The organism is Rhodococcoides kyotonense, assembly GCF_001645385.1.
GTDB classification, from domain to species: Bacteria; Actinomycetota; Actinomycetes; order Mycobacteriales; family Mycobacteriaceae; genus Rhodococcoides; species Rhodococcoides kyotonensis_B.
In genome coordinates this window covers 155,892-178,154 of the sequence record NZ_LVHI01000037.1, presented here as the reverse complement: position 1 = coordinate 178,154, position 22,263 = coordinate 155,892, and the positions used below count along the sequence as shown (strand labels likewise).

Annotated in this window: 22 protein-coding genes; 14 read left to right on the top strand and 8 right to left on the bottom strand. The window is 62.9% G+C overall.

Going from position 1 to position 22,263, the window contains the following annotated elements; translation table 11 throughout:
- Positions 1–32: 32 nt before the first annotated feature.
- Positions 33–602 carry a TetR family transcriptional regulator gene (locus A3K89_RS21565; RefSeq protein WP_068430463.1) on the bottom strand — a complete coding sequence of 190 codons (570 nt, stop codon included), beginning with the start codon at positions 600–602 and terminating at the stop codon, positions 33–35.
- 118 nt (positions 603–720) lie between these two features.
- Here A3K89_RS21565 and A3K89_RS21560 point away from each other — a divergent pair, with 118 nt between their 5' ends.
- On the top strand, positions 721–1,617 hold the full coding sequence (locus tag A3K89_RS21560; protein WP_068430460.1) for an SDR family oxidoreductase: 897 nt from the start codon (positions 721–723) through the stop codon (positions 1,615–1,617).
- A 21-nt stretch (positions 1,618–1,638) separates the two neighbouring features.
- Here A3K89_RS21560 and A3K89_RS21555 read toward each other — a convergent pair whose 3' ends face one another.
- The gene (locus A3K89_RS21555) at positions 1,639–2,016 is read right to left on the bottom strand and encodes a hypothetical protein (RefSeq protein ID WP_068430457.1); all 378 of its coding nucleotides are present in this window, start codon (positions 2,014–2,016) and stop codon (positions 1,639–1,641) included.
- Positions 2,017–2,024: 8 nt separating this feature from the next.
- Entirely contained in the window at positions 2,025–2,534 is a 510-nt protein-coding gene (locus tag A3K89_RS26750; protein WP_367946715.1) for a DUF3558 domain-containing protein, read from the bottom strand.
- 131 nt (positions 2,535–2,665) lie between these two features.
- Between A3K89_RS26750 and A3K89_RS21545 the strand changes: the two genes are divergently transcribed.
- Positions 2,666–3,628, top strand: coding sequence for an ERCC4 domain-containing protein (locus tag A3K89_RS21545; RefSeq protein ID WP_068430601.1), 963 nt, complete (start codon positions 2,666–2,668; stop codon positions 3,626–3,628).
- 35 nt (positions 3,629–3,663) lie between these two features.
- Here the strand turns inward: A3K89_RS21545 and A3K89_RS21540 are convergent, their stop codons facing one another.
- Positions 3,664–4,872 (bottom strand): Fic family protein, encoded by a 1,209-nt coding sequence (locus A3K89_RS21540; RefSeq protein WP_068430452.1) that lies wholly within the window; start codon positions 4,870–4,872, stop codon positions 3,664–3,666.
- A gap of 334 nt (positions 4,873–5,206) precedes the next feature.
- A complete protein-coding gene (locus A3K89_RS21535; RefSeq protein WP_068430449.1) occupies positions 5,207–5,908 on the bottom strand; it encodes a TetR/AcrR family transcriptional regulator in 702 nt (233 codons plus the stop codon).
- Positions 5,909–5,991: 83 nt separating this feature from the next.
- Here A3K89_RS21535 and A3K89_RS21530 point away from each other — a divergent pair, with 83 nt between their 5' ends.
- The gene (locus tag A3K89_RS21530; RefSeq protein WP_068430446.1) at positions 5,992–6,894 is read left to right on the top strand and encodes an alpha/beta fold hydrolase; all 903 of its coding nucleotides are present in this window, start codon (positions 5,992–5,994) and stop codon (positions 6,892–6,894) included.
- 192 nt (positions 6,895–7,086) lie between these two features.
- Here the strand turns inward: A3K89_RS21530 and A3K89_RS21525 are convergent, their stop codons facing one another.
- Positions 7,087–8,832 (bottom strand): TerD family protein, encoded by a 1,746-nt coding sequence (locus tag A3K89_RS21525; protein WP_068430442.1) that lies wholly within the window; start codon positions 8,830–8,832, stop codon positions 7,087–7,089.
- A gap of 238 nt (positions 8,833–9,070) precedes the next feature.
- Between A3K89_RS21525 and A3K89_RS21520 the strand changes: the two genes are divergently transcribed.
- Entirely contained in the window at positions 9,071–9,364 is a 294-nt protein-coding gene (locus A3K89_RS21520; RefSeq protein ID WP_084423949.1) for a type II toxin-antitoxin system Phd/YefM family antitoxin, read from the top strand.
- 68 nt (positions 9,365–9,432) lie between these two features.
- Here the strand turns inward: A3K89_RS21520 and A3K89_RS25600 are convergent, their stop codons facing one another.
- The gene (locus A3K89_RS25600) at positions 9,433–9,600 is read right to left on the bottom strand and encodes a DUF4352 domain-containing protein (protein WP_084423947.1); all 168 of its coding nucleotides are present in this window, start codon (positions 9,598–9,600) and stop codon (positions 9,433–9,435) included.
- A 149-nt stretch (positions 9,601–9,749) separates the two neighbouring features.
- Here A3K89_RS25600 and A3K89_RS21515 point away from each other — a divergent pair, with 149 nt between their 5' ends.
- The 3 genes from A3K89_RS21515 (at position 9,750) to A3K89_RS21505 (ending at position 13,963) form a co-directional block, all read left to right on the top strand.
- Positions 9,750–11,390 (top strand): plasmid pRiA4b ORF-3 family protein, encoded by a 1,641-nt coding sequence (locus tag A3K89_RS21515; protein ID WP_068430439.1) that lies wholly within the window; start codon positions 9,750–9,752, stop codon positions 11,388–11,390.
- Between the two features lie 264 nt (positions 11,391–11,654).
- Positions 11,655–12,023: a hypothetical protein gene (locus A3K89_RS21510; RefSeq protein ID WP_068430437.1), complete on the top strand. Its 369-nt coding sequence runs from the start codon at positions 11,655–11,657 to the stop codon at positions 12,021–12,023.
- Entirely contained in the window at positions 12,020–13,963 is a 1,944-nt protein-coding gene (locus A3K89_RS21505; protein ID WP_068430434.1) for a primary-amine oxidase, read from the top strand. The genes A3K89_RS21510 and A3K89_RS21505 overlap by 4 nt, the downstream gene beginning before the upstream one ends.
- Positions 13,964–14,050: 87 nt before the next feature.
- Here A3K89_RS21505 and A3K89_RS21500 read toward each other — a convergent pair whose 3' ends face one another.
- The gene (locus A3K89_RS21500) at positions 14,051–14,803 is read right to left on the bottom strand and encodes a GntR family transcriptional regulator (RefSeq protein ID WP_068430431.1); all 753 of its coding nucleotides are present in this window, start codon (positions 14,801–14,803) and stop codon (positions 14,051–14,053) included.
- Positions 14,804–15,062: 259 nt separating this feature from the next.
- On the opposite strand from A3K89_RS21500, the gene A3K89_RS21495 reads away from it, so the two are divergent.
- From A3K89_RS21495 to A3K89_RS21465, 7 genes are read left to right on the top strand one after another with little or no spacing between them, the layout of a single operon-like run.
- Positions 15,063–15,827, top strand: a complete 765-nt coding sequence (locus A3K89_RS21495; protein WP_068430428.1) for an inositol monophosphatase family protein — start codon at positions 15,063–15,065, stop codon at positions 15,825–15,827.
- A gap of 5 nt (positions 15,828–15,832) precedes the next feature.
- Positions 15,833–16,111, top strand: a complete 279-nt coding sequence (locus tag A3K89_RS21490; RefSeq protein WP_068430596.1) for a hypothetical protein — start codon at positions 15,833–15,835, stop codon at positions 16,109–16,111.
- 1 nt (position 16,112) lies between these two features.
- Positions 16,113–17,666, top strand: coding sequence for a sodium:solute symporter family protein (locus A3K89_RS21485; RefSeq protein ID WP_068430425.1), 1,554 nt, complete (start codon positions 16,113–16,115; stop codon positions 17,664–17,666).
- Positions 17,666–18,889 (top strand): M20 family metallo-hydrolase, encoded by a 1,224-nt coding sequence (locus A3K89_RS21480; protein ID WP_068430422.1) that lies wholly within the window; start codon positions 17,666–17,668, stop codon positions 18,887–18,889. Before A3K89_RS21485 ends, A3K89_RS21480 begins: the two co-directional genes overlap by 1 nt.
- Before the next feature lie 12 nt (positions 18,890–18,901).
- Complete coding sequence (locus A3K89_RS21475; protein ID WP_068430419.1) at positions 18,902–20,314, top strand: amidase; 1,413 nt, start codon at positions 18,902–18,904, stop codon at positions 20,312–20,314.
- Complete coding sequence (locus tag A3K89_RS21470; protein WP_068430416.1) at positions 20,311–21,246, top strand: phosphotransferase family protein; 936 nt, start codon at positions 20,311–20,313, stop codon at positions 21,244–21,246. Before A3K89_RS21475 ends, A3K89_RS21470 begins: the two co-directional genes overlap by 4 nt.
- A 7-nt stretch (positions 21,247–21,253) precedes the next feature.
- The gene (locus A3K89_RS21465; protein ID WP_068430593.1) at positions 21,254–22,198 is read left to right on the top strand and encodes a choline/ethanolamine kinase family protein; all 945 of its coding nucleotides are present in this window, start codon (positions 21,254–21,256) and stop codon (positions 22,196–22,198) included.
- The last annotated feature ends 65 nt before the right edge of the window (positions 22,199–22,263 follow it).

Here is a 22,263-nt window from a genome sequence, read left to right as displayed (position 1 = left end):
GCGGGGAAGGTACCGGAAAGCACCGACGCGGTTCAGGCTTTGGACGTAAGGTCCGTCAAGTCGCGGAACAGGTCCTTTGCGATGTCATCGAGAGACCGACGCTCGCCGTCGGCGATCCACTGCCGAAAGGCGACACCGAAGACCGCCACGCCGATTTCCGCGGCCAACACAGCCTTCGGCTCCGACACACCACGGTCGGTGAGCGCCGACGCCACTGCGCGCGCCAGCGCCGCCAGTTTGAGCAACTCTCGTTCCTGCAGGCCAGGATTCGCGTCGATGACGGTTTGTCGTGTACGCGAATGCGGCCGTTGGTCGTCGTCGAAAAACGAGCCTCCCGACGCAACTGCCTGCGCGACGACCTCGATGGTTGCCGCCTCGACGGATGCCTTGGATACCGCCTCGACGAAGACCGCCTGGAGCTGCTCCTGGCCGTCGAACAGCACTTCGCGTTTGTCGGCGAAGTGCCGAAAGAACGTCCGTTCCGTGACGCCGGCGACCTGCGCGATGTCCGTCGCCGTCGTCTGTTCGAATCCGCGCTCGGCGTACAGATCGAGCGCGGCTGCGCGCAGGCGTTCTTTCGCACCCGGTTCCCATCGGACCATGGGAAGCATCCTAATGATGACAGCGACTGACACCAACGTGTACGCTGATGTCAGTCACCGACGTCAGTCGCTGACATCATCCGCTCGCCTTACGACGAGCTTTCGATAGGAGAACTTCATGCGTGTTTTCGTCACCGGAGCGTCGGGTTGGATCGGTTCGGCCGCAGTCGACGAGCTGCTCGCGCACGGCTATGACGTCACCGGGCTCGCTCGCAGCGATGCGTCGGCAGAGACGCTGGCCGAGAAGGGTGCGGCCGTACTGCGCGGCGATCTCGACGACCTCGACGGCCTGCGCAAGGGCGCTACCGAGGCCGACGCCGTCATCCACCTCGCGAACAAACACGACTGGGCAAACATGGCCGAGTCGAATCGCGCCGAACGCGCTGCTGTTCAGACACTCGGCGACGCGTTGGTCGGGTCCGGTCGTCCGTTCCTTGTCGCATCGGGCATCGCCGGCCTCGCGCAGGGCCGACCGAGCACCGAGGACGACGCCTCCCCTGCCATCGGTCCGGAATCTCCACGCGGCGGTGCCGAAAACCTGGCACTGGACTATGCGGATCGGGGCGTGAAGCCGATTGCGCTGCGGTTCTCGCCGACCGTTCACGGCGACGGCGACTACGGCTTCATCTCCATCCTTGTCGCCGCAGCGCGCAGGACGGGCGTCTCCGGGTATGTCGGCGACGGTTCGACTGGTTGGGCCGCGGTACATCGCTCCGACGCCGCCAGGATGATTCGTCTCGGGCTCGAGAAGGCGCCGTCGGGCTCGCGTCTGCACGCGGTCGGTGAGAGCAGTGTGTCGTCGAGGGAAATCGCCGAGGCCATCGGGCGTGGACTGGGGTTGCCAGTTCAGTCGATCGCGCCGGAGAAGGCAACGGAGCACTTCGGATTCGCCGGCACGTTCTTCGGGATGGATCTCTCGTCGTCGAGTGATAGGACTCGGGCACTGCTCGACTGGAAGCCGACGGGTCCAACTCTGGCAGAGGATCTTTCGTCGGGGTCGTACTTTCGCGGCTGAACCGCAGCAAGGGTGTCGACGTCAGTTCGGTCCATTTTGGTCCATCGCCATCGAATTCCGAGTATCAACGGCTGTCGTGTCTGCGAAGAATTTCTTGAATACAATTTGCATCTCGGTGACCACGTCGATGTGGCTTTGAAGTACGTCGACCAGATTGTTTGCGCCGCCCACTGCCTTCTCGGCAAACCGAACTCGAAGCGCTCTGCCTGACTCGAATTCACCCAAGCCGTTGACATCGGCAAGCAGCCTCGCGGCAGCTTGGTGCGCAACCAGCTTCTCCAAGAACTCATCACACGCTCGACTGCACGACGCAGCTGCGTCCGAGTTCAGGTAAAGCTGTCCGTTGTCAGCCGCATTCGCGAGAGCTTGCCAATAGCGTGGCACACCGGGTTCGGTCACAGTAGCTCCTACTGGGTTGAGGAAGGCAGTACCGGTTCCAGATCCGTTGCGTGCGAAACCACCAACTTGCACGGATCTTCGGCCGGTTCGACCCCACCTGCGAAGTCGACCGATAGGACTACTACGCCTATCCCTACCGGGAGTGCGACGTTGCAATCAGCGACGGCCCTCGAATCGTTGGTCCTATACCGAAACGCGTCACGCCCATTGACAGTTAGATCGACACGGTCCAGCCGAGAATCATCGGACCTGATCGACTCGATGGTGTGCCGATCCGAGGAACGAATGTGGAAGAAATACGACTGCGAGGTCGGAGGCGCACGAAACCCGCACAGGTCCCAGTCTTCGACGACCACCCCCGACTGCCACCCCTGTTTCCGCGAGCTGGGATCGAGACCCATCGCCTCGATTACGTCATCCGTGACTGTGCACGGATCCCACCGCGTCGGCTCGGCGGCGGCCTCAGGCTGGACGTCGCGACCGCATGCGACGACCAGCAGTGCAGCAGCAGACAACACAAACACCCACCTGCGCACCCGAACCCCCTCGGTCTTGACGGTCGACAGATTAGACGCATCAGGGACGGGTGCGGTTCCGGTCGACGCAAGAACAAGCCGACCACGCCGGCGAACCTGGCAGTATCGCCAAGATGGAGTTGCTGATTGCCAAGAACCCCGACGAGGGTTCCTCGCTGCCCTACTTACTCCGCATCCCTCTGGCCGGTGTGCCGATTCTCCGGGCCCGTGATGTGTGGCCCCGAACCAACGCCGTCTACTGCCACCCCGTCGCCGACGAAGAATGGCCCACGAAACCCGAGATCGTCGAACGCATCGAGCTTCGGGTGTGCGAGCGTCGCGGTGCCGCGATCGACATCGTTGCCACCCGCAGTCGAGAGAACCGATCGCAGATCGTCTTCACGAAGGCCCGCGGCCGCGACATGGTGTTCTGGCAGTCGCCGCGAACCCGAACTCAATCGAGACCGAACACGGCGCCGTCGCGATCGAAGGCGTCGGGCATCGCGGAGCTCGAGATCGTCGTCGACGCACACGAACGCTACGCGTACAGCTTCACCCAACAGCGCGCACGCACCACGAAGCAGGCACTTCCGTGCGGTGACTACGCGGTTGTGTCCGACGGCAAGATCGTCGCATCGGTCGAACGGAAGTCGGCGGCTGACTTGCTGTCGAGCATGACGTCGGGTCGATTGCGTTACGCAATGGCCGATCTGGCGTCGCTCCCGAGGGCCGCGGTCGTCGTCGAGGATCAATATTCAACGATGCTGGCGTCGAAGTTCGTGTCGGCCAAGGATGCCGCCGACGGTCTCGCAGAATTGCAGGTTCGCTACCCGACGGTGCCGATCGTATTTGCGCAGACTCGAAAGCTCGCCGAAGAGTGGACGTTTCGCTATCTCGCCGCTGCGATGACATGGATTTCCGGCGACTCTGACGCCATGAACTCCACAGCCACGCTTCCCGCGAAGAAGCCACCCGCGACGGGACCGTCGAACACCGTGATCCGCGCGTGGGCTCGCGAACACGGGTACACCGTGGCCGACCGCGGCGCGATCAGCCGCGAGATTCGAGAGAAATTCGCCGCTGACACGACAACCTGACGACTACACGAGCACAGTCGACGCTCGAACGGCTACTACGTCGCAAAACGTCGGGTCCGTTCGGTGAATCGGTCGAGCGCCCCCAGTATCTCGTCCGCCTGCCACACACGGTTACGTCGTCCTTTCGACGTCTGAAGCAGAATCTCTGCGTCGACGAGCCGATCGATCGCACGTTGTGCGGATATGTCACTGACACCGAAAGCCCTTTGTACGAAACCGTTGTCGATGACCGGCTGCGCGATTAGCGCATCGACCAGTCTCCACGCGACCGAATCTCGACGCGCAACGATCCTGTCTATGAAACAATCTCGTGCAGCTGCCAAATCGTCGACGAGCGCACGCCCGTTCGCTACCGAGGTGAATGTCGCAGTGTTCAGCCTGCTGACTATCGGCTCGACATTCCCCGTCCGGTATTCACCAAGGCTAGAGAAGTAGGACGCGGTGTCTGTCAGCAGTCCCGCAGACAAAGGGACAGTGACACGTTCGACAACCTCGGCTCGACGCAACATCGTGTGGACCAAAGCTCTGCCGGTTCTTCCATTCCCGTCGGTGAACGGGTGAATCGTTTCGAACTGTGCATGCGCGATCGCTATGTGGGGCAAAACGGGAAGATCGGTCCTCGACGCGAATACGAAGAAGTCATCCAACACCGCCCCGAGCCGATCATGATGCGGCGGAACGAATTCGGCTCGGTGCGGACCGAAATCGGAACCACCGATCCAAACCTGCTGCGTTCGCCAACGACCCGCGTCGGGATCACCGGCGGGTTCCATCAAAGCACGATGCATTTCCAACACGGACTCTGCAGACACAGTTGCACTCGCCGCCAGAGCGGCCTCCATCGCGCGCACGTTGCCGCTGACGATCGACGCGTTGCGACTGCTGGGAGAGCCGAGCTCCGCCAGCGCAAGCGACCTTGCGCCCACGGTGAGGTTCTCGATCTGCGACGACGCAGCACTCTCGGAGCGAAGCAGGATCGACGTCATCGGTGCCAATTCGGTGGATGGGCCGAGTTTTCGCGAAGCGTACTCGTCGAACCGAACGATCTCACGGAGGGCATCTTCGGATTCCGCCACAAGTTCAACGGAAAGCCGAACTTCGGCATCACCGATGGAGGCGGGGATTGCGGCTTCATAGTCGCCGGCATGTAACCGACGCTGGGTTCTGGATGCATGCGCCGACGGGTGCCACGGCCGGGATTCGAACTCCACAGCGGGCACACCCTGCGTCGGACCGTTCGCCATGAACGCACCATACCAAGCTTTAAGATTATAAAGCTTGATATACGAACGTCAAGCTACGTTTATACCGACTTCGGTACCAGCTCATTGATGTTCATTCGATGTCGGCCCCGACGCAGCTGCGGACGCGCGGCGTCGCTTGTTTCGCAGAGGTCGACCAAACCGGTTCCGAATTGCCAGCGCACACACCGAGTGTCCCGGTGTCACCTTCGTTCGACGGGCGGGCGACGGCTACCGACTCGTCCCCGACCTGTGGGTCGGCGGGATCGACGGTGTCAGAACATCCTGGCGGCGGGTCCGGGCTTGCCGTTCCGAGCGGCCGTACCGCGACGCCACTTCAGTCCAGCCCCAGCACACCGCTGAGCATCCGACGCATCACGGGCTCGAACATCTCACCAGGACCGGTGCCGTCGCTGTCCGAATCAGCGAGAGCTGCAGCTAGATTCGGATGATTGCCCGCGAGTGCCGTCTTGTGCAAATATGCCGCGTGCGCCAACAAGCGGCCCCGATGCGCCGCTCCCTCACCGACCTCGGCGCGAGCGAACTGTTGGACAAGCGAATTCATCACAGCAATGATCTGCAGTTTTACGGGACCCGGTAGGTCGACGACCCCGAGTGCGCGAACCCCATATTCGAGAAAGTCGATCCCACGAGGCCCGATCCGCAGCGCTTCGATCGGGACATCCAGCAACCACGGTTTGTCCACGTGCACTGCTTTCGCGCGAGACGCGAGCGCAACGAGGTCGCCGACGGCATCGCCGTGCAGGGGAACATCGAGATCGATCTCGGCGACAGCGGCATCCACCATCAGGTCGAACACGTCGTCGAGCCCCGCCACATAGCGATACAACGCTGACTGACTCACACCGAGCTTCTGCGCAATCCGACGAGTGGAGACGGCCGACAAACCACTCTCACTCGCCAGCTCGATCGCAGCGGCAGCGACGTCGTCGCGGCTGTGCGCCGGCGCCGGTCCGCGTGTGCCGTACGAGCGCTCCCACACTGTGGTGAGGGGTCGCTCCCTCCCGGACTCAGCCACTCGGGTAACCCGCCTCTCGATCCTCTTCCGTCGCACCTATGGTAAAACTGAGTTCAGTGAACTCTGTTAATGGGAGGCTCGAAATGACACACGACAACGCATGGGGACCAAGGAGATGGGCGAACAACGGATCGGTGCGGCTCGCCTTCGATCAGTTCAAGCCGCACCTCGGCGGCGAGCCACTACTGATCGCAACCGGACTGGGCGTCAACCGTCACGCAGTACCGGACGGATTCTGTGGGCAACTGGCCGAACACGGCTTTGCCGTCGCGCGCTACGACCAGCGCGACGGCGGCGAGTCGACGCATCTGCCGCCGACAGCGACACGAAATCCCATCACGGCACTGCTGACCAAACGCGGCGAGGCATACTCCGCCGAAGACATGGCGGACGACGCCATCGCGGTGCTCGACGAACTCGGCTGGGTCACCGCCCACATACTCGGAATTTCACTAGGTGGCGCCCTCGCACAGCGCGTCGCCCTCCGCCACCCCGACCGAGTGCGTTCCCTGACCACGATCGCGTCCGTTCCGGGCGACATCACCGGCTTCCGCACGTTCCGGTACATCCGCCTGGGAACACTGTCGAAGTTCGCGCGCCTGAAGTTCCCAGACACCCGAGAAGGTTCGATCGAAGCGGGACTTGCAGTCGCACGACTTCTGGCATCACCCCGCCGCCGATTCGACGAAGCTTCGGCGCGAGCCGCGCTGGAAAGCAATCCCGACCCGGGGGTTCACAATCAGGAGGCACAGAGTCGACAGATCGGCGCTCAGTGGAGCGGTCCCGCCATCAGCGAAATTCAGCGGCCGACCATGGTGATACACGGCGAAGACGACCCGCTCATCAAAACGAAAGCTGCGCACGCGATCTCGTCGAAAATTTCCGGTTCACGCACCCTGATCATGCCCGACGTCGGGCATGACCTTCCCGAACAAGCATGGGCACCCGTCGCTAGCGCAATCCGAGAACTCGCAGACGAGAAGTAACCGATCACCGAGAGCGATCTCCTGGACGCCGCACTCAGCGTGCGCGTTCGTGCGGGCACTGCCCGCTCCGACCTCGTTGTTCGCTGCCCTCGTTGCGAGCCGTGTCGGCCGGGACATCGCCGCTAGCGCCGAATTCCGCACAGACCTCATGCATCCCACGTAAGAGTTGTTACGACAGTGCGATTTCAAGCATCAATCGTCGACCTCCACGCCATATCGGACGGCGAGTTCCGCCAGACCATCGTCGTACCCCTGCCCGACGGCACGGAATCGCCAGGCTCCGTTGCGCCGATAAATTTCAGCCAGCAACAATGTTCTCTCGGTCGTGGCTGCGTCGAGAACCGCTGTTGCGAGCGCAGTTTCAGGCCCTTCGAGAGAAACAGACACCGCTCCCACGTCACCGAAAGTGCGTTCGCCTTCGATCGCCGCGGCCACGACGATTCGCTCGCATTCCGATGGTACGACCGACAAGTCGATGCGAACCCCTTGCTCGCTGTCACCGTCGATCGTGAGGGCGACCGAGCCCTCCGACGTGGCCGGAGCGTTGTAGAAGACGAAATCCTCGTCGCTCGACACCAGCTCGTCACCATTCAGTAAGAAGGCGACAACGTCTACCCCGATTGGTGACGAGTCCGACGCATGCCACGAGCTGTTGACAGTCAGGGACGACACATCAGGAGCGATGTCGACGACACCTCCGCGTGGGACAAGCGGCGCGATCGTCGGACGCGGGGACGATGGGGGCGACGGCTCATCGAGGTCCAGCGCTCCGTCGACCAGCACCTGTGTGAGCAAGGGCAGACCGCGTTCGACGACGCGCGGCATCCGCGGATCGCCGTCGCCGCCTGCGAGTACCAACACGTCTGTCACTCCTGCGCTTAGGTTGACTGCGGGTGTTGCTCCGAGCTGAATCAGACGTGACCGCATCAGCACCGACTCCGCATGTGATCCACCCACGACCAGCACACGCTTGCTCTGCCACGGCTTCGACGCGGTCGTCGGCTTGCTCGGTGCGACCATAACCGACGGCGCCGATCGCTCACCTTTTCGCGTGCCGGGCGTGACCGACCGAAGAAGCTCTACGACGCGCTCCTCGGAAATCACCGGCAAACCATGTGCGCGTGCGCGTTCGACTTTCCTGCTATCCGACGTCGGATCCGAACACACGACGACGCTCGTGTACCGACTCACGGAGTTCATGACGTCGAGCCCCGCAGCTGTCAGTTGCGCAGCGAGCTGCAGTCGAGGGATCCTGGTGTCACCGCTGATCACCACCCGCATGCCTTGCACCAGAACGCCGTCGGCGCCGACAGGGCCCGGGTTCTCCCATTCGCAGTTCGTACGAGGAATCGAGTCGGGATACAGCGTCAGACGCTCGGTACACTTCACCACGGGGAGAGGCAGATCGAGAGACCTGGCCAGACGCGAGCTGTGGGTGAAGATCTGGGCGAGTACGCGGGCGTCGTCGTACGCATCGTGCGCGTTGGACTGCAGCACTTTCCAGTGCGCGGCCAACGTCGCAAGTTTGTGATTGGGAAGGTCGAGTTGAAGTCGCCTGGAGAGCGCGACCGTGCACAGCCGTTGCTTCGTTGGCAGATTCAGACCTGCGCGCATCGCTTCGAGCTTCAGGAATCCATGATCGAAGCTGGCATTGTGTGCCACCATTGTCCGGCCGTCGAGCAATTCCATCAGCCGCGGCGCGATGTCTTCGAAACTCGGTGCGCCAGCCAATCGCTCGGGCGTCAGCTTGTGAATGTGAACCGGTCCCGGATCGCAGCCGGGATTCACCAACGTCGAAAGCTCTTGCCCGACGCGGCCGTGCTCGTCGACCGTCAGCGCAGCGACACTGAGCACCCGATCACGTCCGGCTTTGAGACCTGAGGTCTCGACGTCGACGACAATCCACTTGTCGTTGTCGGTCGCTACTGCTTTGCCCACGAGGGTTCACTTCCTGCTTCTCGGACTACAGATGGCCACTATGCATCACATCCGCGGAATGTCAGGACAGAACGCGATCGAGTCATCACGAAAGCGCATGTCAAAGCTCATGATTCGTTCGTTCGAATGATCGGGCGAGTTTCTTTCCTCGGTCACCGATAATGCCTCGCTTCCGCGCGACGACTATGCGACGATGAGCGGCTCTCCTGCAGTGGGTGGGCGGAAGTGAGATGAAGCCATGAAGGACTGGCGCGACCATTACCCGGATCCGATAGATCCTGTCGAGGCGTTCGCTCGATTCGACGAGCTATCGGCCCGAATCCTGAAGGACGAGGACCCTGTTGTAATCGCATCGAAAGCAGGCGACGTCGTGTTGATGTCGGCGGCCGAATACCGCTCGACGATGGAGACGATGTACCTCTTCTCGACTCCGGCCAACGCCAAGTGGTTGATCGAAAGCCTCGAGCAGGCGGATCGCGGCGAGTTCGAGACGTTCCCCTTCGAACGGCGTGATGGAGGGGACCCAGTGTAACCGTTCGAAACGATCCACGTGAGATGCCCGAGCACCCTCGACCTTTCGGGCATCCCACGTGAGAGCTGTTACGACAGTGCGATTTCGGCGCCGCCGGAGAACATGGAGTCGTGAACCTCCAGCGTCGTCGGTACCGCGTCGACCGGGATGTCGAACACGATGGTGACGTTCTGCGACAGGCCAGGGTTGATGTCTCCGCCGATAGCAGTTTCGGACTCGAAGTTGATCGCCGCCATGATTCCTGTCGGGGTGTAATTCCGCAGGGATATAAGACCTCGCGGTCGGAATGTTTCATTACGTCGGGAAGTTACTTCATTTGAATGACAGTCGATGGTCGACGAGCAGGGCGGATTGCAGCACCGCCGCACGTCACTATGCTGTCGGAGTGACCGCCGACAAGAACCGCCGAACAGGTGCCGACGTCATCCCGCTCTTCGATGTCGCGGTCAGCCCACTCGACGGATTCGACAAGTGGCTCGCAAACACGGGGTACGACGAGGACCCGGCGAGAATCAATTCGATCATCGAGTCACTTCTGTCCGTGATCGGCGAGACGAATACCGACTTCGTGCCGACCGCGTGGCTCCCTCAGGACGCACACATATTTCTGGCGTCCATCGACGACATAACCAGTGACTCCGACATCGCTTCCTCGATGGTGTCGATGGCCTTGGATTACCTAGCGTTCCTGGCGAAGACCGGTCGCTGGACCGGCAGCGCCGAAAACCACGCACATTGCGTCGCGGACCTAGCCAGCTATCTGGACAGCGTTGTGCCACAAGTACTCACACCCGACGACATCGAACTCACTCCACCGTCACCCGAGCACGAGCTCGAGGCCTTGTCTGCACTGAGACCTGTCCGACAACTGCGGCTCCTCCTCGCCTGGGTCGGCGACGGCAAGCCGGTTACGAGCACGGGCGTGCCTCGCCCCGCGCTGATCGAGGAGTTCGCGCACGCTGTCGGCGTCGAACTCTCCGAGGGAGAACGTACGGCCCGGACCGTGCGTCACGTTCACGCTCTGGCCACGCTGTGGGACGCGGCGGTCAGCGCCGGCCTCATCAAGTTGACGTCGACCCGCGCAGTCCCCACCAGCCAGACGACGTCACTGCCCGCCGTCCGCGCTGCCGTCACGTACATCGTTCGTAGCTACTTCGAGGTCGACGACGCCATGGGCCCGTTCCATGCCGCGAACATCGTTGCCGCTCAGATCGTTTTGAGGTCGATGACAGACACGCCACCGAGCGAAGTATCACAGTTGCAATTCACGAATTCTCATGAGGCTGCAGCACATTCAATCATCCGCGGAAGGCTTCAACAATTCGAGGTCGACGGCTGGCTTAAGCTCGATGGCGTCTACGACGTACCAATAGGGGTTCGTCCAGCTGTGTTGGAGGCACTGAGATCCGTCGATCTTTTCGGCTCGATTCCGTTGGAGGACATCGAGCGACTGGTTGTGACCGTCCGACTGCTGGAGACGTTGCCGCCGGTCTGGCGTAGGTTGGAACTCGATCCCGAACTTACGCTCGGAGAGGTGCATGTCGTTCTTCAGCGCGCGTTCGGCTGGGAGGACACCCATCTTCATCAGTTCCTTTCGGGCCCCGAGGATCACGGTCAGACGATCTTCGGTCCCACCGAATGGGTGGACGAGTTGGGCTGTGACGCGCGCATTGAGCACGATGTCCCCATCGGAGCTCTCCTCCGCACACCCGGTGACACTCTGACGTACGAATACGATTTCGGTGACGGTTGGGAGCACGCGATCAAGCTCGACGAGATCGCTCCGCCCGACCCGGAGTTCGTCGGAGCGCGGTGCATCGACGGCGCGAACTTGACGCCCTTCGAAGACTCGGGTGGGCCGTGGGGTTGGTACACCCACCTCACCGCGGCCGCGGACCCGGGCCATGAACACCACGAAGAGTCGCGCCAGTGGCTCGGCCTGCGCAAGAACGCCACGATCGATCCGACGGAATTCGATCTCGAACTGGCAGCCGACTCGGTGGCAGGCCTGTTCGATATCCGCTGACGCACCGACGCAGACCGCGCCTTGTGAGCGGAAATGTGTAGCGGGCTATACATTTCCGCTCACAAGGACCACACTGCCAGAGATCGAGGAAGTCCTCAGCCGGCCCGGTTCCAACCGCATCGCCATTCACGAGAGTTACGCGGATCCGCTATTGCACCGATCGACCTCTACTACGTAACACCCCCCTCACACAAGGGACGAAAACCAGAAATGGTCTACCCCTACCGTCGGAAGCACGAAGGACGGACGGGGAGGTGACCGACAGTGTGGATCAATCGCATCGCCGCTGCCCTTGCGGTGTTGTCGGCGTACCTCCACCTCACGATGAACGACGCAGGGATCGCCATCGTCGCCATGGCCGTCCTGTGCCTGTTCTGCGCCGTCGACCTGTGGAGGTCACCGGGTAACCGCACCTGGGTGATGGTGGCGGCGTCGAGCGCCGGGATGCTGCTGGCACATTCGTCGTTCCCATCCGGCCATCACCACACCGGCCACGCCGCGAGCCAACCGAGCATGACGGCCGCGTCGGCCATCGCTGCAGCCGAGCTCGCGCTGGCGGCGTTCGTCGTCTTCGTCCGCACCCGCCGAGTCCCCGCCGAGTTTCGTCCCAACAGATTGCAGGAGCTTCGATGACCGACACGTTCGCGCCCGCCACCGTCCACCCGCTCGAGCCGCTGAGTCCGCAGGAGATTTCGCAGGCGTCGGCCATCGTGGTCCGCGAGCAGAACCTCACGCCATCCGCGCGTTTCGTGTATATCGAGCTGAACGAGCCGTCGAAAGAGCAGCTTCGTCGATCACATGCGGACCGACGTGCCTTCATCGTTCTCCGTGACCGCGCTGCCCACGCCACGTTCGAAGCCATCGTCTCCCTCACCACCGACAGCGTCGTCAGCTACACCGAGATCGCCGACGCGCAACCGCCCATCACCCTCGAAGAGTTCCTGCAGTGCGAGGACGTCATCAAGGCCGACCCCCGCTGGCAGGAGGCGATGATCAAGCGTGGCGTCACCGACTTCAGCCTCGCGATGGTCGACAAGTGGGCCAGCGGCCACACGATGGACGACGACAACCCCGGTGGCCGACGGCTTGCGCGTCCCCTGACGTTCGTCCGCAGCGAGGCACAGGAGAACGGCTACGCGCGACCCGTCGAAAACTTGGTTGTCACAGTCGATATGGACACGATGGAAGTCGTCGAGGTCGCTGACACCGGCGTCGTGCCGCTCCCCCAGTCACCCGGCAACTACCTGCCCGGATTCTACGAACGCCCCGGCAACGTACCGCACTACGCCGAGCAGCGGGCGCCGATGAAGACCATCGACATCACGCAGCCGGACGGACCGTCGTTCACGGTCGACGGCCACTACGTCGTATGGGCGAATTGGCGCCTGCGCGTGGGCTTCACACCCCGCGAGGGGCTCGTGCTGCACGACGTCAACTACGTCGATCGCGGCACCGTGAGACCGGTGATCCACCGCGCGTCGCTGTCCGAGATGTATGTGCCCTACGGCGATCCCGGCGACAGTCAATGGAACAAGAACGTCTTCGACGAGGGCGAATACGGGCTCGGCGTGCTTGCGAATTCGCTTCAGCTGGGCTGCGATTGCCTCGGCGAGATCCATTATTTGGACGCATATGTCAACGATCAGGACGGGCAGCCCATCGAGCTTCCGAACGCGATCTGCATGCACGAAGAGGACTACAGCATCGGGTGGAAGCACACCGACTTCCGGGACAATCTCGGACAGGTGCGACGCAATCGCCGCCTGGTGGTGTCGTTCTTCGCGACGGTCGGAAACTACGACTACGGGTTCTACTGGCACCTCTACCTCGACGGGTCGATCGAGTTCGAGATCAAACTGACAGGCATCATCTCCACCGGCGCGATCGAGCCCGGCCGGACTCCGGAGTTCGGCACCCTCGTCGCACCCGGTCTGTACGGGCCGCATCACCAGCACTTCTTCAGCGTGCGTCTGGACATGAAAGTCGATGGGGAGCGGAACAATCTGTACGAGCTGGAGGCCGAGGCCGTACCCGTCGGACCGGAGAACCCGCACGGCAATGCGTGGCGACAAACCAAGCGGCAATTGACCACCGAGTCCGAGGCGCAACGCGTCGCCGACCCGTTGAAGGCGCGGACATGGCTGATTGCCAACGCCGACAAGAAGAACAAGCTCGGTGGGCATATCGGGTACAAGATCGAACCGTCGGGCGCCGTCGCGTTGCCTCTCGCGCAACCGGGTTCGCAGCAGGCTCGCCGCGGCGGGTTCGCGACGAAGCACCTCTGGGCGACGCCCTACGCCGAACGTGAGCGCTACGCCGCCGGTGAATACGTGGCGCAGAACCCGGGCCACGACGGTCTCGAGAAATACACCGCGCAGAACCGCTCATTGGAAGACGCCGACCTCGTCATCTGGCCGACGATTGCCGCGCATCACGTCGTGCGTCCCGAGGATTGGCCCGTCATGCCGGTCAGTCACGTCAGCCTGCACCTGAAGCCGACGGGGTTCTTCGACGGTAACCCGATGCTCGACTTGGCCCCGGAAACCCCGAAGACCGGCGGGCATTGCTGTTAGCCGACTTCGTCGCATGTGCGCGGAAATACATAGCGGGCTATGTATTTCCGCACACATGGGCGAAGCCCCTCACGTGGGCGAAGCCCCTCACAGGCGCGTAGCGCTGCGCACCTTCAACCGCGTCCGATCCGCCCGGAACAGGTCCACCGAGTATTCGACGGGCCGCTCCTGCTGGTCGTATCCAATGCGCTCCAGCTTCAAGATCGGCGTTCCCGCCGGCTGACCCAGCAGCGACCCGACCGGCTGCGTGACCATGGCCAACTCGATCGACTCGTCGGCCATGCAGACCGAGATTCCGAGGTTGCTGCGCAGCGTCTCGTACACCGAGTTCAATGGTGTCTCCAACACCGGCCCACAGATGCTTCCGCTGAGGTACATCTGCTCCAGCGACAGCGTGTCTCCATCGGCAAATCGTAAGCGCAGCAACGACACAACGGGCCCGTCGCCGAGGACGCGAGCTGCGTCGGCCGACGGCGTCGTCATCCGCGCCGAGATCACCTTGGTGCCGTCGCGAAAACCCTGCTCGTGCAACATCTGTGGGACACCCTTGACCGTGTTCAGGCTTCGGAGCAACCGACGGCTTTCGCACACCGACCATGCGCTTTCCGGCGACGGTGACCCCGGCGCGACGGACGTCAGATAGGCACCGCCTGCGCGCCCCTTCTGTCGGCGAATCACGCCGTCGCGTTCGAGCTGGTCGAGCGCCTTGCGGACCGTCGTACGCGAGGTACCCAAACGCTCTGCCAACTCCCGCTCGGGCGGCAGTCGGGCAACCGATCGCTGCTCGAGCTCGTCGACAAGACGCAGCAAAGCGGCATGGGTGTGTTCCCTCAACAGCACCGGCCCACCTCCTTCGATCACGTCAGGACAATCTAACCCGCCTCCACACCCCGAAATGACCATCTACCAGCAGATTTACACACGATTAACACTGCCGGCGGTCTACGTCATCTCATCCCGGACTCGTGTTACACGCAGTTCACACGCGATGAGTAAAACCAGAAATGGTCTACGCGGATCGTTACCCGTGTTCGGAAAGTACGAGCCCACTACAACTATTCACGCACGGGCGGCGAAGCCGCACAAGGGAGGCACCACTGTGGAAGATTCACGGTCGGCGCGCGCCGCACTCGGCGTCGAGCTCGCCCGCTCGGCCGGTGAGATCGCACGCCGCTGGTTCGATACGGCGGCGTTGACGGTCGAGGCGAAACAGGACGGTTCCCCTGTTACGCAAGCGGATCGGGAGATCGAACAGCACATCCGCGCCGAAGTCACCAAGCACTACCCCGACGACAGCTTCCTCGGCGAAGAGTTCGGCGAAACAGAAGGAACATCGGGCTACCGCTGGATCGTCGACCCGATCGACGGCACCAAGTCCTTCGTCCACGGAGTTCCCCTGTACGCCAACCTGATCGCGCTGGAAGAGGACGGCACCGTCGTCGCCGGCGTTATCAACCTGCCCAGCGCCGACGTCCTGATGCACGCCGAGCGGGGCAAGGGTTGCTTCAAAAACGGCAGGCAAGTGCACGTTTCGGACAAAACGGAACTCGACGGCGCCTACGTCATGGCGACGTGGCTCGAGGACTGGCATCCCGACGCGCTGATCGATCTCCAGTCCGCCGGAGCCGTCGTCCGCACCTGGGGCGACGCGTACGGCTACATGATGGTCGCGAGCGGCCAGGCCGAAGCGATCGTCGACTACACCACGCAGGCTTACGATCTCGCCCCCATGCCGGTCATCATCGAAGAGGCCGGCGGCACGTTCACCTCGCTCGACGGAGTGCGAGAGTTCGACGGAGGCAACGGCATTGCCTCCAACGGAGCAGTCCACGACTCGGTTCTCAAAATAGTCAACCAAGGATGACGCACATGAAAGAGTACATTCGCGGCCTCGACCGGAGGACGATCACCACGTTCTTCGGCGGCATCTACGCACTCGCTCTGCTCTTCGCTCTGTTCCCGCCGCTCTACATGTGGGGCAGCGGAATTCGCTTCGAGATCCTCGGAATTCCGTTCTCCATCATGTACTGGCTGATCAACGGGCTCGTCCTCGGATTCACCCTCTGGGGCCTCTACATCGTCGAGGACATCCGCGGCGAACTCGACGAGGACCTCCTCCCCGCTACCGCACCCCTTTCTGGAGAATGACATGTTGATCATGCTGGGAATGCTGGCGGTCTTCTACGCCATCGTCATCTTCATCCTCTACACCACGCAACAGAAGACAAGCCCATCGTTCGACGAGTATTCCGTCGGCGGCCGCAGCTACGGCCCCTGGTACGTCGCGATGAGCTACGTCAACTCGTGGTGGCCCGGCTCGGTGTTCATCGCCTTCTTCGGATTGGCCAGCGGTGCAGGCGTGTTCGGCCTCTACGGTCTCGCCTACTCCAGCCTCGGCGTCGCGATGATGTACTTCATGGCCACCCGCGCCTGGCGTTGGGGCGCGAAGTACAACCTCCGCTCGCAGCCCGACCTGCTGGGCCTGCGCTTCAACTCGCGCGGCACCAAGATCGTCGCCAGCGTCATCGGTATCGTCTCGCTGTTCCCGTGGGTCGTCCTCGGCATGCAGGCACTCGGCGAGGTTTTCCAGGTCGCGACGGCCGGCGCATGGTCGGTTACGACGTGCCTGTTCGTCGGACTCGCAGTCATCGTCATCCGCCAGTACTGGACCGTCAAGATGGGCATGCGCGGCCTGATCATGACCGACATGTTCCAGGGCCTCGTCGCGTACGTCTTCTCCGCGGCGCTCTGCCTGATCCTGCTGTCCGGTGTCGCCGGCGGCCCGATCAGCTTCGCCACCTTGGGCGATGTCGCCGACGAGTACCTGCGCGTCCCCGGTGACGGCGACGCCTACGGCCCGTTCTACCTGTTCGCGCTCATCTTCACCGGCGTCGTCGGATCGCTCTGCTGGCCGACCAGCTTCCAGCGCATCTACACCGCCGCCAGCGTCCGCGCTGTGAAGTCCGGCACCATTCGCACCGTCCTGATCTCCGGTGTCTTCTACTCGCTGCTCATGCTCGTCGGCATCGCCGGCTCGGTCATGGTCGGTGTCGCGGAGTCGCCGCAGACCGGCTGGTTCACGATCATGGAAAGCTACGGCGGCACATGGCTTCTCGGCCTAGGCGCCTGCATGGTGTTCGCAGCGTCCATGGGCCACATCGACGGCAGCGTCCAGGTGTGTGGCCTGCAGATCGCCAACGACCTCGTCAACTCCGAGAAGCGTCCCCTGACCGACAGCCAGCTCACCAAGGTCGCCAAGGGAAGCATGCTCGCGTTCATGGCTCTGGCCGCCATCGTCGCCTACGCCACGTTCAACATGACGCGGCTGCAACTCCTCGCGCAGATCTCGTACCAGGGCGTCGTCCAGCTTGCCGTTCCTCTGTTCCTCGGCGTCTTCTGGCGCGGCGGCAACGGCAAGGGCGCGGTCGCCGGCATGATCAGCGGCTTCGTTACCGCTCTCGTGCTCACCGCGATCTACCCCGACGACATCCCCGGCCTCGGCAGCCTCACCGGCGGCGTCGTCGGCATGGCCGTCAACCTCGCTGTCTTCCTCATCGTCTCCAAGGCGACCGGAACGACGGACGAGGAGAAAGCACGCGTCGACGCAATGTTCGAGGTCGGCAAGCGCCCCACCCGCACCGCACCCGCTGATCTGTCCATGGAAGGACAGATCCAGGAAATCGCCTCACCGGAGAAGATTTGATGACCTTTCTCGACGACTTCACGACCATGTCCTCGTTCGGCGCCACCGCAGCAGGTGGCGTCGACCGGCAGGCAGCGACCGCGGAAGACGGTCTGACCAGGCGGTTCCTCGCCGACTGGTTCGACCGGCACGGCCTCACCACCGTGGTCGATCCCGTCGGCAACATGTACGGGGCCATCGAGTTCGTACCCGGCGCCCCGTACGTGCTCGTCGGCTCGCATCTCGACAGCCAACCGACGGCCGGGAAGTTCGACGGCGCCTACGGTGTTCTCGCCGCCGCCCACGCCGCCCGGGAGATCGCGGACCGCGTCGAACAGGGTTCTCTGACTCCGCAATTCAACGTTGCAGCCGTCAACTGGTTCAACGAGGAGGGTTCGCGCTTCTCCCCCAGTGTCATGGGAAGCGGGGTGTACATCGGCAAGTTCGACGTCGAGGACACCTTGAACATCACCGACAGGGCTGGCGTCACCATCCGAGAGGCACTGTCCGACATCGGTTTCCACGGTGACGGCACTCCGCCCCCCGCCGCGTTCTACGCCGAGATCCACATCGAACAGGGCCCCATCCTCGAGAAGGAAGACACCACGATCGGGATCGTGACGGCCAACTGGGCGGCGCGGAAGTACTCGATCACCGTGCACGGCGAACAATCACACACCGGCGCAACGCATATGGCAATGAGGCACGACGCCCTCGTCGGAGCCAGCAAAATCGTCGTCGCCGCCAGAGAACTCACGACGAAGTTCGACGACGGACTCCTTCTCGCGTCCGTCGGCCAATTCGATGTGGAGCCCAACTCGCCCATCGTCGTTCCGTCGAAGGTCACGATGGCGATCGACATCCGGTCGTCGGATCCCGACGTTCTCGAGCAGGCGCACGCGATGCTGCTCGACGCCATCGAGCAGGAGACCGAGGTGCAGGTCAGCATCGACACCTCGTCGCTGCGGCCGTCGACCAGCTATCAGGGCGAGGGCGTCGAACTCGCCGAGAAGGCCGCCACCGACCTGGGTCTGTCGTATCGACGCATGCTGACGATGGCCGGCCACGACTCGGTGAACATGAAGGACATCGTGCCGACGGTCATGCTGTTCGTCCCCAGCGTCGACGGCATCTCCCACAGCGAGAAGGAGCTGACGCACGACGACGACATGGTCGACGGCGTGCGGATGCTCACCGAAACCGTGGCTCGCTTGGTCCGTGGCGACATCGCGACCAGTTCGTAGAAGGATCTTCCGTTGACCAATCCCCTGCTGACCAAGACCACTGCGGAGCTCCGTGCGAGTTTCGCGAGTGGTGAGTCGACACCCACCGACGTCCTCGACGCCACCCTCGACCACATCGCGACGACGAATCCGCTGATCAACGCGATCGCGTACATCGACGAGCCCGGTGCCAGAAAGGCCGCCCAGGACGCGACCAACCGGCTCCGGACCGGGCGTGCGCTGTCGGATCTCGACGGCATTCCCGTCACGATCAAGGACAGCATCCATGCGGTCGGTATGCCATGGCGGCACGGTGTGAAAGCGAATGCGGACCTGCCGATGTCGACCGTCGACGCTCCCCCGGCTGCGCGGCTGAAGGAGGCGGGCGCGGTCGTCGTCGGCAAGACCACGATGCCCGACATGGGCATGATGGCCGCAGGCGTCAGCTCCCTGTACGGGATCACGCGGAACCCGTGGGATCTCTCCCGCAACACCGGCGGGTCGAGTTCCGGTGCGGGGGCCTCGCTGGCGTCGGGAATCGGGTTCGGTTCTGTCGGTTCGGATATCGCCGGGTCCGTCCGGTTGCCGGCCGGTCACTGCGGGTTGGTCGCGTTGAAGCCGACGCAGGGGCGCATCCCGCATCTCGCGCCGTCGACGATGCGGTCCGCCGGACCCATGGCCCGCACCGTCGACGACCTCATCGATCTGTATCGCGTCATCACCCGCCCCGATCCGCGGGACACCTGGAGCCTGCCCTACGAGGACACCGCCGACATACACGCGCCTATCAGCCCTGCCGGACTTCGCATCGGCGTCATGCTCGACATGGGCTACGGCACAACCATTTCCGACGACGTACTCCCCGTCGTTCGTTCTGCAGCAAGCCATCTGCAGGCAGCGGGTGCCGTTGTCGCCGAGATGCCGCCGATCTTCGGTGAGGATCCGTACCCGGCTCTCGATCGACTGTTCCAAGTACGAGCTCGGACGGAGTGGGAGTCGATTCCGGAAGCGCGTCGGTCCGAGGTGCTCCCAGCCGTCGCCGTCTGGGCCTCCGGGGCGGCGAAATACACTGCCGCGCAGTTCTCTCGGGATACCGACGCGGTGATGCGTGCACAGGAGATCGTGCGGGCGAAGACGGGTGAGTTCGACTTCGTGATCAGCCCGGTGATTCCGACGATCGGGTTCGGTGCCGAAGCGGTCGGGCTCGATGCTGCACAGCCGTTGGCGCACTGCAGTTTCACGGCGTGGTTCAACCAGACGGCGCAGCCTGCGTCGTCGATCTGCTTCGGTTTCGCCGAGCAGATGCCCATCGGGATTCAGGTCGCCGGGCCACGTTTCGCCGACCAAGCGGTGCTGCGGCTGACGAAATGGCTCGAAGGTGCACGCGAATTCGACATGGCTTGGCCGACGGATGTCGCGGCAGAGAAGATCGGAGCAAGTGCATGACAGTACGAGAGACTCTGAGCCAGTTGGGTATCTGGAATGCCGCCGACGTGTCGCTCGATCCCGCGACAACGATGGCAAGCCCGAGCTGGTGGGGTGCTGATTCCGAGCGGTACTCGGCGCGGTCCACCGTGCCCAACGCCTCCGCCGGTTCTGCGGCGTTCGTGAAGGTCATGGAGCCGCATGCGCGGGACTACGTCGACCTCGTATCGTCGTTCGCAGCCGCTACCGCAGCCGGCGACGCCGGCATCGGGCCGACGGTCTTCATCTCTGACGCCGAGTCGGGCGTGCTGGTCATGGAGGACTTCACCGGTGCCTCCTCGACCGCAACGCTCGATCTGTTCGACGACGATGCGGTCGTCGAGAAACTCGTTGCGCTGCGCAAGTCCGTGCACGGTTTGGGCGGTGTGACGCGTCGGGCATCGGTGTTCGACGACATCGCCGCGATCCGCGCGTTGATCGCCCAGGTCGGTGGCGTGTTGCCTGCCGACTTCGTCTGGATGACGCGCACTCTCGCGCCCGCCCAGGCGCGCATCGAGGCAGCCGGCTACGACCTCGTCCCCTGCCACGGCGACGGCAACGTGTCGAACGTGCTGGTACTGGACGACGGCAGCTTCAAGTTGGTCGACTGGGATGTCGCGGCTTTGATGGATCCGCTGCAGGACATCGGTGTGTTGTTGGCGGAGCTCCGGCCGTTCGACTCCGATGCGCGCGAGGTGTTCGAGATGGCGTGGGGGTCGTTCGACAGTGCGCTGTTCGACCGCGCCCGCATTTACGGCATCGCCGACTCGCTGCGCTGGGCGCTGATCGGCCTGTACGCCGACGCCGTTCGCCCCGGCACGCATGAGTATTCGAAGTTCTCCGACTGGCAGTTCCTCCGCGCGCGAGCGGGCCTGCGCGATCCGCATTTCGACGACCGTATCCGAAACATCTGAGGTGACCATGAACGACATCGCGATCGGATCCGCCCGCACCGAAGCCGAGCGGCAGGTCGAGAAGGCTCTGGCGTCCATTCCTGAGTGGGAAGGCTTGGGTATGACCTACTCCCCCGTGCCCGGTGGGCTGATGAACAGCAACTGGCGCATCACCGTCGAGGGGAAATCGAAGCGTTACTTCATGAAACTGCCGGGTAGCGGGACGGATTCGTTCATCGACCGTTCGCTCGCGAACGAGGCTGCCCGACGCGCCGGTGCTCTGGGTATCGGTCCGGAGGTGGTGCTGTTCGATCCGGTCACCGGTGTCGAGGTGATCGAGTTCCTGGAAGGCTATCGGGCCTGCACGAACGGTGACCTGAAGCGGCCGGAGATTCCTCTGGGGATGATCGATGTGTATCGGACGTTGCATTCGGGCAGCAAGCTGAGCGTGACGAAGACGATCTTCGACATGATCGACGAGCATCTTGAGCAGGTCGCCGAGCTGGGTGTGCGACTCCCGCGCGATGCCGAAGTGATTCTGACCGAGTACCGGCAGGTCAAGGCGGCGATGTTGGCGGGCGGCTTGGATCTGGTTGCGTGCCATAACGACCCGATGCCCGGGAACATTCTCATCGGTGACGGCATTCCGATGAAGTTGGTGGACTACGAGTTCGCGTCGAACAATGACCGGGCCTACGAGCTGGCCGTCTTGGTCACCGAGATGTTCTACGGCGAGCAGCAGATCATGGAGTTGATCGAGGAGTTCTTCGGCCGGGCGGAGTGGTCCATGGTCTCACGGGTCCAGGTGTGCAGCTTCCTCGCCGACGTTAAATGGGGACTCTGGGGATGTGTGAACCACAAGCTCTCCGACGCCTGGGACTTCGACTACCACAAATATGGGTCGTGGAAGTTGGCCAGGGCGAGAATTAAGATGGGTGATCCGAGGTGGGGGTTCTGGGTGCACAACTTCTAGTCATTTAACAGTTGCGCCGCTTCGACAACTTGATCTTGGCCACCGAACGGACCTTGCCAACTCCT

What these genes read in the sequence shown, in the direction of transcription:
- A3K89_RS21560 (WP_068430460.1), top strand. Translation starts at nt 721, where the DNA reads ATGCGTGTTTTCGTCACCGGAGCGTCGGGTTGGATCGGTTCGGCCGCA.
- A3K89_RS21470 (WP_068430416.1), top strand. Translation starts at nt 20,311, where the DNA reads ATGACAGTACGAGAGACTCTGAGCCAGTTGGGTATCTGGAATGCCGCC.
- A3K89_RS21540 (WP_068430452.1), bottom strand. Translation starts at nt 4,872, where the DNA reads ATGGCGAACGGTCCGACGCAGGGTGTGCCCGCTGTGGAGTTCGAATCC.
- A3K89_RS21565 (WP_068430463.1), bottom strand. Translation starts at nt 602, where the DNA reads ATGGTCCGATGGGAACCGGGTGCGAAAGAACGCCTGCGCGCAGCCGCG.
- A3K89_RS21480 (WP_068430422.1), top strand. Translation starts at nt 17,666, where the DNA reads ATGACCTTTCTCGACGACTTCACGACCATGTCCTCGTTCGGCGCCACC.
- A3K89_RS21530 (WP_068430446.1), top strand. Translation starts at nt 5,992, where the DNA reads ATGACACACGACAACGCATGGGGACCAAGGAGATGGGCGAACAACGGA.
- A3K89_RS21505 (WP_068430434.1), top strand. Translation starts at nt 12,020, where the DNA reads ATGACCGACACGTTCGCGCCCGCCACCGTCCACCCGCTCGAGCCGCTG.
- A3K89_RS21520 (WP_084423949.1), top strand. Translation starts at nt 9,071, where the DNA reads ATGAAGGACTGGCGCGACCATTACCCGGATCCGATAGATCCTGTCGAG.
- A3K89_RS21485 (WP_068430425.1), top strand. Translation starts at nt 16,113, where the DNA reads ATGTTGATCATGCTGGGAATGCTGGCGGTCTTCTACGCCATCGTCATC.
- A3K89_RS25600 (WP_084423947.1), bottom strand. Translation starts at nt 9,600, where the DNA reads ATGGCGGCGATCAACTTCGAGTCCGAAACTGCTATCGGCGGAGACATC.
- A3K89_RS21545 (WP_068430601.1), top strand. Translation starts at nt 2,666, where the DNA reads ATGGAGTTGCTGATTGCCAAGAACCCCGACGAGGGTTCCTCGCTGCCC.
- A3K89_RS21465 (WP_068430593.1), top strand. Translation starts at nt 21,254, where the DNA reads ATGAACGACATCGCGATCGGATCCGCCCGCACCGAAGCCGAGCGGCAG.
- A3K89_RS21490 (WP_068430596.1), top strand. Translation starts at nt 15,833, where the DNA reads ATGAAAGAGTACATTCGCGGCCTCGACCGGAGGACGATCACCACGTTC.